This window comes from Ruegeria sp. AG7 (assembly GCF_056541545.1).
The window spans coordinates 68,927-82,186 of sequence record NZ_JBQFYP010000007.1; the positions used below are offsets into that span (position 1 = coordinate 68,927).

14 protein-coding genes are annotated in these 13,260 nt (G+C 57.0%); 7 read left to right on the plus strand and 7 right to left on the minus strand.

Features of this window, described 5'->3' with window-relative positions:
- Positions 1-3: 3 nt before the first annotated feature.
- Together rplM and ACR0BF_RS11235 are read right to left on the minus strand one after the other, a co-directional pair.
- Positions 4-462, minus strand: coding sequence for a 50S ribosomal protein L13 (rplM, locus tag ACR0BF_RS11230; protein WP_480472706.1), 459 nt, complete (start codon positions 460-462; stop codon positions 4-6).
- Positions 463-623: 161 nt separating this feature from the next.
- A complete protein-coding gene (locus tag ACR0BF_RS11235; RefSeq protein ID WP_480472704.1) occupies positions 624-2,027 on the minus strand; it encodes an aminotransferase-like domain-containing protein in 1,404 nt (467 codons plus the stop codon).
- A gap of 98 nt (positions 2,028-2,125) precedes the next feature.
- On the opposite strand from ACR0BF_RS11235, the gene ACR0BF_RS11240 reads away from it, so the two are divergent.
- The gene (locus ACR0BF_RS11240) at positions 2,126-2,353 is read left to right on the plus strand and encodes a DUF1127 domain-containing protein (RefSeq protein ID WP_480472702.1); all 228 of its coding nucleotides are present in this window, start codon (positions 2,126-2,128) and stop codon (positions 2,351-2,353) included.
- A 60-nt stretch (positions 2,354-2,413) separates the two neighbouring features.
- On the opposite strand, the gene ACR0BF_RS11245 is transcribed toward ACR0BF_RS11240, so the two are convergent.
- Positions 2,414-2,857, minus strand: a complete 444-nt coding sequence (locus ACR0BF_RS11245; protein ID WP_480472700.1) for a PaaI family thioesterase — start codon at positions 2,855-2,857, stop codon at positions 2,414-2,416.
- A gap of 58 nt (positions 2,858-2,915) precedes the next feature.
- Between ACR0BF_RS11245 and ACR0BF_RS11250 the strand changes: the two genes are divergently transcribed.
- From ACR0BF_RS11250 to gluQRS, 4 genes are all read left to right on the plus strand, one after another.
- Positions 2,916-3,701: an enoyl-CoA hydratase gene (locus ACR0BF_RS11250; protein WP_480516986.1), complete on the plus strand. Its 786-nt coding sequence runs from the start codon at positions 2,916-2,918 to the stop codon at positions 3,699-3,701.
- A gap of 255 nt (positions 3,702-3,956) precedes the next feature.
- Positions 3,957-5,297 (plus strand): methylenetetrahydrofolate--tRNA-(uracil(54)-C(5))-methyltransferase (FADH(2)-oxidizing) TrmFO, encoded by a 1,341-nt coding sequence (trmFO, locus tag ACR0BF_RS11255; protein WP_480603652.1) that lies wholly within the window; start codon positions 3,957-3,959, stop codon positions 5,295-5,297.
- 37 nt (positions 5,298-5,334) lie between these two features.
- The gene (locus ACR0BF_RS11260) at positions 5,335-5,949 is read left to right on the plus strand and encodes a class I SAM-dependent DNA methyltransferase (protein WP_480505215.1); all 615 of its coding nucleotides are present in this window, start codon (positions 5,335-5,337) and stop codon (positions 5,947-5,949) included.
- Complete coding sequence (gene gluQRS, locus ACR0BF_RS11265; RefSeq protein WP_480603656.1) at positions 5,946-6,827, plus strand: tRNA glutamyl-Q(34) synthetase GluQRS; 882 nt, start codon at positions 5,946-5,948, stop codon at positions 6,825-6,827. The genes ACR0BF_RS11260 and gluQRS overlap by 4 nt, the downstream gene beginning before the upstream one ends.
- 3 nt (positions 6,828-6,830) lie before the next feature.
- Here gluQRS and hisI read toward each other — a convergent pair whose 3' ends face one another.
- Complete coding sequence (gene hisI / locus ACR0BF_RS11270; protein ID WP_480603659.1) at positions 6,831-7,220, minus strand: phosphoribosyl-AMP cyclohydrolase; 390 nt, start codon at positions 7,218-7,220, stop codon at positions 6,831-6,833.
- A gap of 48 nt (positions 7,221-7,268) precedes the next feature.
- Between hisI and ACR0BF_RS11275 the strand changes: the two genes are divergently transcribed.
- Complete coding sequence (locus tag ACR0BF_RS11275) at positions 7,269-7,721, plus strand: iron-sulfur cluster assembly scaffold protein (RefSeq protein WP_480516979.1); 453 nt, start codon at positions 7,269-7,271, stop codon at positions 7,719-7,721.
- A gap of 58 nt (positions 7,722-7,779) precedes the next feature.
- Entirely contained in the window at positions 7,780-8,418 is a 639-nt protein-coding gene (locus tag ACR0BF_RS11280; protein ID WP_209596212.1) for a MarC family protein, read from the plus strand.
- A gap of 184 nt (positions 8,419-8,602) precedes the next feature.
- Here the strand turns inward: ACR0BF_RS11280 and ACR0BF_RS11285 are convergent, their stop codons facing one another.
- From ACR0BF_RS11285 to ligA, 3 genes are all read right to left on the minus strand, one after another.
- On the minus strand, positions 8,603-8,725 hold the full coding sequence (locus tag ACR0BF_RS11285) for a hypothetical protein (protein WP_267366389.1): 123 nt from the start codon (positions 8,723-8,725) through the stop codon (positions 8,603-8,605).
- Positions 8,726-8,837: 112 nt separating this feature from the next.
- The gene (gene recG / locus ACR0BF_RS11290) at positions 8,838-10,928 is read right to left on the minus strand and encodes an ATP-dependent DNA helicase RecG (protein ID WP_480624923.1); all 2,091 of its coding nucleotides are present in this window, start codon (positions 10,926-10,928) and stop codon (positions 8,838-8,840) included.
- Complete coding sequence (gene ligA / locus ACR0BF_RS11295) at positions 10,925-13,177, minus strand: NAD-dependent DNA ligase LigA (protein ID WP_480603662.1); 2,253 nt, start codon at positions 13,175-13,177, stop codon at positions 10,925-10,927. The genes recG and ligA overlap by 4 nt, the downstream gene beginning before the upstream one ends.
- Between the last annotated feature and the right edge of the window lie 83 nt (positions 13,178-13,260).

A 13,260-nucleotide genomic window follows, 5' to 3' on the forward strand; every position in this document is an offset into this window, starting at 1 on the left:
TCATTAGCTCCGGGTGTTTTTCTTGTTCATGGACTTGACGTCCAGAACTTCGGGGGCCTGGGCCTCGTGCGGGTGCTCGGCACCGGCATAGATACGCAGGTTGGTCATCTGCTGGCGCGACAGGCGGTTGCCTGGCAGCATACGCTTGACGGCCTGGAAGACAACACGCTCGGGGTGTGCGCCATCCAGGATCTGCTGTTTGGTGCGCGACTTGATGCCACCCGGGTGGCCAGTGTGCCAGTAGAAGTTTTCTTCGCGCTTCTTGCCGGTCATCTGGATTTTGTCAGCGTTGATCACGATGACATTGTCGCCCATGTCCATGTTCGGAGTAAACGACGCTTTGTGCTTGCCACGCAGGCGCATGGCGACGATCGAAGCAAGACGGCCCAGAACAACGCCTTCAGCGTCGATCAGGATCCACTTCTTGTCGATGTCTGCAGGTGTTGCAGAAAAGGTTTTCATGGCAGGATAGTCCTGTTTGATGTGAAAGACCGCCCCAGCGGAGCGGCCCGAATTCGATGGACGGGTTTTATGAGGTGCCCGCACGCAGGTCAAGCGGCATTGGTCTTATTTATGCACGTAAAACCAAATACTTAGAAAATCGGTATTATATTACCCCATATTCAAACACTGATTTGTTCAGGCGGATTGTCCAATAGAACACGCAGGCGCTGCATCGCGTCCTCGAACCGTTCCAGTGACACATGACCATTCATGGCAATACGTACCGCGTTCGGCGCGCGCCCATCGCGCAGCGCGAACTCGTCGGCGGATCGGAGTTGTATCCCTTCCCGCTCGGCCGCGCGACTGAATGCAGCCGACCGCCAGCCAGACGGAAGGCTCAGCCAGACAAAGGGAACGTCCGGGGCCCAGTTCAGATCAAACCCACCCAGGGTATTGACGGCAACGCGTAAATAATCCCCCATCCGCGTGCGCACATCCTTGGCGATCTGACGCGTACGCGGATCGGACAGCAGAAGGCGGGTCAATTCCGCCAAGGGCTGGGCCAATCCGAAATATCCGTATTCAGCGGACCGGCGCAGATCCACACTTTTTTCTCTGGGGGCGATAGCAAAACCCACACGCAATGCCGGTGTCAGAATCTTCGAGATTGATGACACATGCCATCCCCGTTCAGGCGCCAGTGCCCGAAAGCTGGGCTCTCGGGCATCGCCCATGCGATAGCAATCATCTTCAATGATCTGCAAATCAAAGCGACGGGCAATCTCAACGATCTCTTTCCTCCGCTCCAACGGTGTGTGTGCGCCCGTTGGGTTTTGAACTTCTGGCGACACGCAGACGGCCTGCGCTGTCGTGTGGCGCAGAACATGTTCTAACGCTGCCGGATCGACACCCCATCTGTCCATCTTCACACCGACCACTTCCGCGCGCATCAGTTCGCCTGCGCGACGGAACCCGGCATAAGACAGGTCCTCGACCAGTACGACAGGTTTGGGCCCGCGCAGGATCGTCTGAAACACAACGCAAAGCCCGTTCTGGCCGCCATGTGTCAACACAATATCATCATGGGTCAGTGCGCCCAGCGGAAGGTCTGACAACCAGTCCACAACCGCCTGTCGCACGGGCTGGTACGCGTCACGCGTCGGGTAATTCAGAAACAAACCCGGATCGGCTTGCGACACTTTTTTCAGACATTCACGGATCAGGGACACCTGCCCCATATCTGCCAACCTAGGGCTGAACAGACTTACATTGGCATTGTATTTGTCGTCCCGAAGATGCAGTTGCCGCGCCCAAACGTCGTCAAGAATGGGCGATTTTGGCGGCGCAACAAATGTACCACGCCCGACTTCGGCTTGTAACAACCCCTCATCTGTCAGGATTGTATAGGCGCGCGCGACTGTACCAGGCGTTATTTGCAGGCGATACGCCAGTTCGCGCACCGGAGGAAGTTTGACGCCCACTTCCAAAGATTTGTTATCTATGGCTTTTCGAATTGTGTCAGCAACCAGAGTGTATTTCGGTCCTTTGGATTTCGGTAGCGCCTCTGGCCAAATTGTATCCATTACAATTCTTCCTTTGCTTTTGACACAATTTCGAATGTATCAGTCACGTGTACCAAGTACAACTGATTTGTGTCAATACAATTGAAAGGAATTCCGAGATGACACGCACAATGCACACCCCCGCCCTTCTGCTGCTGACCGACAGCCCCCGGCTGCCTCTGGCCGCTGCACTGGCCGTGCGGTTTGCGGCAGCGGTCACTCAATGGGAGCGTCGTCGCCGTAGCCGCGTCAATCTTAGTTATCTGGATGACCGCTTGCTGAAAGACGTCGGTCTGACACGCCATGATGCGCGCCGCGAGGTAAAGCGCCATTTTTGGCAGATTTAACTGATCCCCAGTCCCATTATTGGGACCTCTTCCTGGGCCGGGGCTTGTCCCCGGTCTTTTTTATCCGAATTTCGCGGCCGCGGACCCTGCAGGTGGCAGGGAATAGGTCATCGTCGCTCTGGCAACAGGGTCTTCCGCGCCATCGGAATACATAAGTACGTCACCGACGGCCAAAGTCCGGCCCAGTTTCAGCAGGCGACATATAGCAATCATGTCCGTGTTGCCTGCTGGTTTGCGTAGAAAATCCAGGGAACTGTTCGTTGTGACCGCCAGGGATTGACGCCCTTTTCGCGCCAGAACCATCGCGTATACACAAACATCAGCCAGCCCAAACATGGATGGTCCCGAAACCGTACCCCCCGGCCGCAGATGCTGATCCTTCACAACAAGGCGCATGGTGATTGTATCTTCGGTCAGGTCCTCGACGACAAAGTCTTTATGCACCTGCGGGAAAACCTCCTTTAGGTATTGTGACAGTTCGTCCCGGTTCATTGCCAAAGCCATGCTTTCCCTCCTGCTCATACCGACCTAGAGTTGGCCCAACATAGGATCGGAGGGCAAGATGGCAATTCTGGAACGTAACGACACCGGCGCTGTTGCACGGCTTACAATGAACGCCCCAGAGCGGCTGAACGCGCTGAGTGACGAGATGCTGTCGGCGTTTCAGGCTGAACTGGACACGTTGCGTGAAGACACGTCGATCCGGGCTGTGATCCTGGCGGGTCAGGGTAAGGTTTTTTGCGCCGGGCACGACCTGAAACAGATGACGGCCGGACGCCAGTCCGAAGATGGTGGCAAAGCTTATTTCAATGACCTGTTTTCGCGCTGCGCGAAAGTGATGATGTCGATCCAGTCCCTACCCCAGCCCGTCATCGCACAGGTCCACGGCATTGCAACCGCCGCCGGGTGTCAGCTGGTAGCCACCTGTGACATGGCCGTCGCCGCGGAAGGCACAAGGTTTGGGGTGAACGGCGTTAATATCGGTTTGTTCTGCTCGACACCAATGGTGGCCCTCAGCCGCAATATCCCCAGAAAGCAGGCATTTGAAATGCTGACGACTGGTGAATTCATATCAGCCGAACGTGCGGCTAATTTGGGTTTGGTCAACCGCGTTGTCCCCGAGACGCGTCTTGAACACGAAGCCAATGCGCTGGCAGAACTGGTTGCTTCCAAGCTGGGATCCGCTGTCAAAATCGGTAAAGAGGCGTTTTATCAACAGCTTCTTATGCCGCTGGATCAGGCTTATGCCTATGCCGGTGACGTAATGGCGCAGAACATGCTGTACCGGGATACAGAAGAAGGCATTTCAGCCTTTATCGAAAAACGTCCCCCAAATTGGTCCCAATAATGCAATTGTTTTGCACATTTTTCGCCACTGTTTTGAATTTTGCACTTTCCAAAAGGGCGACACTGTGGCAAAGCTGGGTCGAGGCCAAGGCCTCAGGACACTTTTGGGTCGCCGTGGGCGGAAGGTCCCTCCAGCTGGTCTCTCTCACCAGCGCTGACAATCCCGCAGCGGCGACCCCAAGACCCCTTCTATAAAATTCGTGAAACCGCTTTGCCTCAGTTGCGCCCGATTGTGGTCTGCCCTATGTGGCATCGCATGACACAAGTTTTGCATATTGTAGGCGGCGGCATGGCCGGGTCAGAGGCGGCCTGGCAAGTTGCTGAAATGGGCGTGGATGTTGTGATCCACGAAATGCGTCCGACCATCGGCACCTTTGCACATCAGACCGGCAATTTGGCGGAAATGGTGTGCTCGAACTCGTTCCGCTCGGATGATGATGAGCAGAACGCAGTGGGTCTGCTGCATTGGGAAATGCGTGCCGCCAATGGGTTGATCATGACAACAGCCGATGAACACCGCCTGCCAGCCGGTGGCGCGCTGGCTGTGGACCGTGACCCGTTTGCAGAAAGTGTGACCACAAAACTTCGCGCCCACCCACGCGTGACGGTAACCGACGAAGAAGTGACGACCCTGCCCAGCGATGGCCAGTGGATATTTGCGACCGGCCCCCTGACGTCGCCCGCGCTGGGTCAGTCCATCCAGGCCGAGACAGGGTCTGACGCACTTGCCTTTTTCGACGCCATCGCACCGATCGTCTATGCCGAAAGCATCGACATGAGCAAAGCGTGGATGCAATCACGCTACGACAAGGGCGAGACCGAAGAAGAGCGGACGGCCTATCTGAACTGCCCGATGGACCGGGATCAGTACGAGGCCTTCATAGACGCGCTTCTGGCAGCAGAAAAAACCGAATTTCACGAAGGCGAGGCAGCAAGTTACTTCGACGGCTGTCTACCCATCGAGGTTATGGCCGAACGCGGTCGCGAAACGCTGCGCCATGGTCCGATGAAACCGGTCGGGCTGACCAACCCGCATGAGCCCGGCGTGAAACCACATGCAGTGGTGCAGTTGCGCCGCGATAACGCATTGGGCACCTTGTTTAACATCGTGGGTTTCCAGACAAAGATGAAATACGGCGCCCAGACCGACGTGTTCCGTATGATCCCTGGCTTGGAAAATGCCAGCTTTGCCCGGTTGGGCGGCATTCACCGCAATACGTTCATCAACTCTCCCACGCTTCTGGATTCGCAAATGCGGTTGAAATCCAAACCCAACATTCGGTTTGCTGGACAGATCACGGGTGTGGAAGGCTATGTAGAAAGCGCCGCGATGGGGTTGCTGGCTGGTCGGTTTGCCGCTGCTCAGATTTTGGGGCGTGACCTGCCCGCTGTTCCGCAAGACAGCGCAATGGGTGCTTTGATTCACCACATTACGGGTGGTGCCGAGGCCAAGACCTTTCAGCCGATGAACGTGAATTTCGGCCTGTTTCGCCCCGTGGATGGCCTGAAAGGCGGGCGTCGGGGTCGTAAAGACCGGTACAAGGCCTATACCGACCGGGCCAAAGCTGAATGGAGTACCTGGTTGGAACATTGCTGACTGGACGCGTAATGCGGACTCGGCCTAGCATGCTGGAATGAACGACACGTTTCTGAACAGCACATACAACCTCGGCACGCCTGAAGCGACTGAAGCGCACTATCAGAACTGGGCTGCAACCTATGAAAAGGAAGTCGGTGAACACGGTTACGCCACGCCGGGCCGTGTAGCAGCGGCTTTGTGGTCTTTCGCACCGAAGCCGCAGACCCCAATTCTGGACTACGGCTGCGGCACCGGGTTGTCGGGGCTTGCCCTGCGCGCTGTTGGCTTTGAAGTCATCGATGGGATGGACCCAACAGAGAACATGCTTCAGGAAGCCGCCAGCAAGGGCGTTTATCGAACACTGACCGGATTCGATATCGCCAAGCCCGCGCCTTTGAAGCGTGGGGAGTACACGATGATTACTGCCATAGGAGTGATCGGAAAAGGTGCTGCCCCGCCCGAGACACTGGATTTGTTGATGCACGCGTTGCCCAAGGGTGGTTTGCTTGGCTTTTCGCTGAACGATCATGCGTTGGCGGACCATAAATTCACCTGCCGTCTGACGGATTGGGTCGACATGGGGGCCGCACGTTTGTTATTTCGTGAACACGGCCCCCACCTGCCCGGTATCAACCTTAACTCTGACGTGTATGTATTAGAAAAAGCGTGACTCTCGTAACGCGCTTTGCGCCATCCCCAACAGGCCCCCTTCACCTTGGGCACGCATATTCTGCGCTGGTTGCCAGCGATCGGGCTGCTTCTGAAAGCGGCCGGTTCCTGCTGCGAATTGAGGATATCGATCAATCCCGCTCGCGACAGCTATGGGAGGATCAGATTTACCACGACCTCAGATGGTTGGGGCTGACATGGCCGGAGCCCGTGATGCGCCAATCGGATCGTTTGGGCTTTTACCACAAGGCGCTGGATCAGCTATGGGCGCAGGGTCTTTTGTATCCATGCACGTGTAATCGCAAAGATATCGCCGCTGCAACCAGTGCGCCGCAGGAAGGCGCACCTATGCTTGGACCCGACGGGCTTGTTTACCCTGGGACTTGTCGAAAAAGGTTTGTTGGCAAAGATTTATCGGAACTTCCTCGTCCAACTCAGGACCCATTGCGATTGGACGTGGTCAAGGCGTGTCAGGCGGTCCGCAACCCCGACAGGTATCAGTTTCTTGAGCTGGGTTCGGGTCCGGGCGGCGAAACCGGCATTGTCACCTTTTCGCCTGATGAGTTGATTGCCACCATAGGTGATGTTGTTCTGTCCCGCCGTGACATGGGGACGTCGTATCATTTGTCCGTCGTACTTGACGACGCGGCTCAGGGTATAACACAGGTGGTACGGGGACGGGACTTGTTTGACGCGACCCGCATCCACGTTCTGTTGCAGGTGTTACTGAACCTGCCGACACCCGAGTATTTCCACCACGACCTGATCCGCGATGATGCAGGCAAACGGCTGGCCAAACGCGATGATGCCCGCGCGATCTCAAAATACCGGGCCGAAGGGGCTAGCCCGGGCGACATACGCCGAATGGTTGGGCTTTGACCCCTACTCCATTGGCGCCATCAGTTCAGCCTCGACCCCATCCCGAACGGCGGTAAAAAAACAGGTTCGTCGGTTGGTATGGCAGGCTGCACCGGTTTGACGGACCAGAACCAATAGACAATCCCGGTCGCAATCGATCCGGAAATCCACCAGTTCCTGCACATGGCCCGAGGTTTCGCCCTTGATCCAGAAGGCCTGCCGGGAGCGCGACCAATAGGTTACCCGCCCGGTTTCGAGGGTCTTTTCAACCGCCTGCACGTTCATCCAGGCCATCATCAGAACCTCGCCTGATGCTTCATCCTGCGCAATCGCCGGGATCAGACCCGCCGCATTAAATCTCAATTTAGAGGGGTCAAACACGACTGGGTCGGACATCTGAAAAACCTTTTGCATCCGGTGGGCTGGCCACTATGTATGGGTAACACACGACGAGGGAAAGCCATGAGCGGCGAGAACGATCTGATTAAGCTGTATTCCGGGCGCATTCTGGCGCTGGCTGCGGATATTCCGCATCTTGAGCGACTGGAAGATCCCGACGCAACCGTCAAGAAACGCTCACCTTTATGCGGATCGACTGTAACTGTCGACATCAAGGTTCGCGACGGTCAGATCAGTGCCTTTGGTCAGGACGTCAAGGCCTGTGCTTTGGGGCAAGCGTCTGCCTCGGTCGTTGGGGATGCAATAATTGGCGCGTCGCGGGCGCAGGTCGAAGCTGCGCGCGATCAGTTGGCGGCCATGCTCAAGAATGGCGGTCCTGCACCCGATGCACCTTTTGACGGGCTTGAGGTGCTGATGCCCGCTCGGGATTATAAGAACCGCCATGCGTCGATCCTGCTGGTACTGGATGCCACGGCTGAGGCCATGGCGAAGGCTGAACAGGCAAACTGCGCCTGATTATAGCTATTTGGCGGAAACCCGTTTACCCTCTGCCAAGATTTCAGGAGGGATGGGTTTGAATAATTTGCTCGAGCATTTCGTGACGCTTTGGGTCGTTATCGACCCGATTGGAACAATTCCCGTTTTCATCGCCGTTACTGCGGGATTGGACGCGGCAGGCCGGCGGCGGACAGCGCTGTTAGCAGCCGTGATAAGTGCTGCCGTATTGCTGTTTTTCCTTGTATTTGGTCAGGTGCTGATCGAAGCGCTGGATATCGGGCTTAATTCGTTTCAGGTCGCTGGCGGCATTATCCTGTTTCTGTTTGCCCTGACGATGATCTTTGGTGAAAGCAAACAAGAGGTCGAACAACGGCAAGCCGAAGAAGATCGTGAAGACGCGTATCACCAGCAGAACCCGGCGATATTCCCGCTGGCCGTGCCTTCACTGGCATCCCCTGGCGCGATGCTGGCAATCGTTATCCTGACCGACAACCACCGTTACAGTATCGCTGATCAGGGTATCACAGCGCTTGTCATGCTTTCTGTATTGCTGGTTGCGTTTGTACTGATGCTATTGGCCGAGCCCATCATTCGGCTGATCGGCCATTCAGGCGCGGCGATCATCAGCCGTGTAATGGGGATGATTTTGGCCTCGGTTGCTGCCAACTCAGTCCTGTCCGCACTGTTGGAAATCTTCAAAACCGGCCAATTGTAAAAAAAGCCGCCGCGCTTTCCGGGCGAAAGGGCGGCGGCAGGTATTGCGTGTCTCGCGTGGGGTCCGGTGTACCGCGCGGGGCCGAGGCATGGCCCCTCAAGGGGTTTGGGACAGGCAGGTCACCCTTGACTGAAATGGGGATGACAGCGCGGATATTTCGGCACGAGATCGCAGGCAGAAAGGCTTAGAAACCAACTGGCAGGTGAAGGGCCACCATCAGCATCACGACCAAGGACAACACGCCAACGGCATCTTGCAGGATGGTCGATTGCGCGCGGCTGAAAGCGGTCTTGATCTGGGTCAGCATAGGGTCACCTCCGGTCAGAGTTTTAATCCTTTGTTGACCTTTTGTTCTCATATTTCCAAGCGCAGGTAAAGAACTTTTTGGGAACATTTGTGAACTTTAGAGAACATTAAAGCTAACCCACTGAAATCAAACGGATCGCCTGATCCTGTTTCATCAACCACAACAGTACGCGTGCGGCCCGTCCCCTGTCAGAGGTCAGTTTGGGATCGGTCGTTAGCAGCGCCCGCGCATCGGATTGGGCGACGGCCATCAATCCTGCCTGACGTTCCAGGTCCGCGATATGGAATTTTGGCAACCCGGATTGCGCAGTCCCGATCAGATCGCCCGCGCCTCGCATCTCAAGGTCAGTTTCCGAGATTCGGAAGCCATCTTCTGTTTCGCGCAGAACCTCCAGCCGCTTACGCCCTCCCTCGCTGAGCGGTGGTTGATACATCAGCAAACAAGTGGATTCCGCATCCCCGCGCCCGACGCGCCCCCGCAACTGGTGCAATTGCGCCAGCCCAAAGATCTCGGCCCGTTCAATGACCATGATCGTTGCGTTGGGTACGTTCACGCCGACCTCGATCACCGTCGTGGCAACAAGGACCTTTGTTTGCCCGTTCTGAAACGCGCTCATCGCGGCGTCTTTGTCGGCGGGTGGCATCTGTCCGTGAACCAGTCCCACCACTCCCTCGCCTAAAATGGCCCGCAAACGTTTGAAGCGTTCCTCGGCCGCCGTCAGGTCCGAAACTTCGGATTCGTCGACCAGAGGGCACACCCAGTAACACTGTCGCCCTTCATCAATCGCTCGCCGCAGGTGGGCGATGACTTCGTCCATGCGCTGTGTGTTGACAATCGCCGTTTTGATCGGTTTTCGCCCCGGAGGCTTTTCATCCAGCACCGAAACATCCATGTCGCCATATTGCGCCAGCGCAAGACTACGTGGGATCGGAGTGGCGGTCATTACCAGAACATCGGCCCCCTTGCCTTTTTCCGACAATTCCATTCTCTGCCGCACGCCAAACCGGTGCTGTTCGTCGACGATGGCCAATCTCAGCGCCTTGAATTCAACATCACTTTGAAACACTGCATGTGTGCCAACCAGAATGTGAATATCGCCTTGTTTAAGTGCCTCAAGCTTGGCACGCCGCTCCGCGCCCTTATCACGTCCGGTAAGCAGTTCCAGAACCACTCCGGCCTGCTCGGCCAGTGGGCGCAACCCTTCCAGATGCTGGCGTGCCAGAATTTCGGTCGGGGCCATCATCACGCCCTGCCCGCCTGCCTCAACGGCGATCAGAAGCGCCATGATGGCCACCAGCGTCTTACCGGCGCCGACGTCGCCCTGTAACAGTCGGTTCATTCGGGCGTCAGACGCCATATCAGCCGAAATCTCATCAATAGCGCGCGTTTGTGCATCAGTCGGGCGATAGGGAAGGCTTGCCAGCACTTTAGATTGCAGTGCCCCGGTTCCCACGCTGACTATCCCCCGCGACTTGCGCTCTCGCTGCCGGGCCAGAGCGAGCGTCAGCTGATGCGCAAACAATTCGTCATACGCCAATCTCTGACGCGCAGGGGCAAACGGCGCGACATCATCAGCGCCGCGCGGATTGTGACCGGCGTGAATGGCCGCAGACCAGCTCGGCCAGTTTTGCTGTGACACCTGCGCCGGATCGATCCATTCCTCTAGCTTGGGTGCGCGTGCCAATGCGCTGCGGCTGGCCTTGAACGCTGTTTTCTGGGTCAGCCCTTGCGTCAGGTGGTAGACCGGTTCGAATTCCGGGATATCTCCGGCTTGTTCAACGGGCAGCATGTGGTCAGGGTGCACCATCTGCGCCATGCCGTCGAACAGTTCCAACTTGCCGGAAACCACGCGGCGAGATCCTTGCGGCAAAACTTTTTTCAGATATTCACCACGTGCGTGGAAAAAGACCAGCTGGAAATCGGCCTGACTGTCTTCGACATGAACGCGATAAGCCCCTCCCTTGTTGTGAGGCGGCCTGTGCGGGCCGACTGTCACTTCCACGGTCAGAGTGGCTGGCAGGTCCACCCCCTGAATTGTATCCCGCCTGCGCCGATCCACCACGGCATAAGGCAGGCTGAACAGAACATCGCGCGGGGATTCCACCCCGGTCTGCGCCATGGCCTGTGCCGTCTTGGGGCCGACGCCATCCAACGTTTCCAGCCCCGCAAATAGCGGGAAAAGCTGTTCGGGGCGTCCGCTCATGCGCCTTCTATCAGCTGAAGCCAGCCATCCTCGTCCAAAGTTTCGATCCCAAGTTCCGCCGCCTTTTTCGCCTTTGACCCTGCCCCGGGCCCCGCGACCAGAATATCGGTTTTCTTGCTGACAGAGCCAGAAACCTTAGCGCCCAAGGCCTCGGCTCGCGCTTTGGCTTCGGCGCGGGTCATCTTTTCCAGCGTTCCGGTGAACACTACGGTTTTACCCGCCACCGGACTGTCCGAGGCTGGCGCGTCGGGGGCGATAACCGTCAATTCGCTGCGCAGCGTGTCGAAAGCCCGTCGTTCCTCTTCATTGGCAAATGCTTCCGACAGTGAAAGGCCAAGCGTTGCGCCAATTCCGTCTATGCCGATCAGCTCTGCCCAGGCGGCATTGGCATCGGCTGCGACATTGGCGTCCGCGATGGCTGCGTCCCGCACTTCTTTCACGCGCGCGCGACGCCCTTCAAGCTGCGCTGCCGCACGCTCTGCATCTTCCGCCTCATCGGCCTGCCGTTGGGCCAGCGCGGCCGGGCGCGCAGTGTCCAACGCGAGTGCCATCGCATCCCAGTCGCGGTAAAAAAGCGCCAGATCGCGCGCACCCACTTCGCCAACATGCCGAATGCCCAGTGCGAACAACAAGCGCGCAAAGGGAATTTTCCGCTTTTCATCAATGGCTTCGAACAGGTTCCTGGCGGATGTTTCGCCCCACCCGTCCCGGTTTTTTAACCGCGTCAGACTGGCTGCGTCCCGTTGTTCCAGCGTGAAGATATCAGCTGGCGCATTGATCGGAAGGGTTGGATCACCATAGAACATTTCAATCTGTTTTGCACCCAGCCCTTCTATATCAAAGGCTTTGCGCGACACGAAATGTTTCAGTTTTTCAACGGCCTGCGCGGGACAGATCAGGCCGCCGGTGCACCGTCGAACCGCGTCGCCTTCTTCGCGGATCGCATCACTCCCGCATTCGGGGCAATGTGTCGGAAAGGCAAAGGGGCGTGCATCGGCGGGGCGTTTGGACAAGTCGATATCCGACAGTTTGGGGATCACGTCGCCAGCGCGATAGACCTGAACCCAATCGCCCACTCGGATATCTTTTCCATCACGGATCGCGCCGCCTTTGGCATCGCGCCCTGCGATGTAATCTTCGTTGTGCAATGTGGCATTGGAGACGACCACTCCGCCAACCGTTACAGGATGCAACCGTGCCACGGGGCTAAGCGCCCCTGTTCGACCAACCTGAATGTCAATCGCCTCCAATCTGGTCCAGGCCAGTTCGGCTGGGAACTTATGCGCAATTGCCCATCTTGGCGTCGTTGAGCGGAAACCCAGACGTGCCTGCAAAGACAGATCGTTTACCTTGTAGACGACCCCATCGATGTCATACCCCAAGGTCGCACGCTGCGCTTCGATATCCCGGTAATGAGCGATCATGTCCTCAGTCGTGGCACATAGGCGCGTCAAGGAATTCGTGGGAAAGCCAAGGGTCGCAAGACGCTCAATTGCTCCAATCTGAGTATCTGCCAAAGGTTCTGACAGTTCACCCCATGCATAGGCGAAGAAGCGCAATGGGCGGGAACGGGTAATTTCCGAATCCAGCTGGCGCAGTGACCCTGCCGCTGCATTGCGCGGGTTGGCAAAGGGTTTGCCCCCCCGTTCAGCCTGCCGCTCATTCAACGCTTCAAAATCGGAATGAGACATGTAAATCTCGCCCCGGACCTCAAGAATTTGGGGCGCGTTCTCGATCAGCTGTGGAATATCAGAGACTGTGCAGGCGTTGGCCGTCACGTTCTCGCCAACTTCACCGTCACCCCGCGTCGCGGCCTGAACCAGCTGTCCGTTCTCATATCGCAAGGACAAAGACAGGCCGTCAATCTTGGGTTCAGCTGTGAAAGCCAGTCGCGCGCCTGCATCAAAGCCCAGATATTTTCGAATCGAGATGTCGAAATCGGCAATGTCCCCATCGTCGAACGCATTTCCCAATGACATCATTCGGACGGCATGAGTAACTTTTGAAAACCCGTCCGCCGGTTTGGCCCCGACTTGCTCTGTCGGGCTGTCAGCACGTTTCAGGTGGGGGAAACGCGCCTCGATCTCGGCGTTTCTGCGTTTGAGGGCATCATAATCCGCATCCGACAACTCGGGCGCATCTTCTGCGTGATACAGAGTGTTGGCTCGCGACAGGATGTCCGCCAACCGCGCCAGTTCGGCACGCGCCTCATCATCCGTCAGGTCTGATATGGGAATGGAATTGCTCATGGCCTCGCCCTGTCACGCGTTCTTGGACCTCAGTGATAGGGCGAGGCCATGGCTAGGTCCAGATGTGCTGAGCCGTGAGTGCA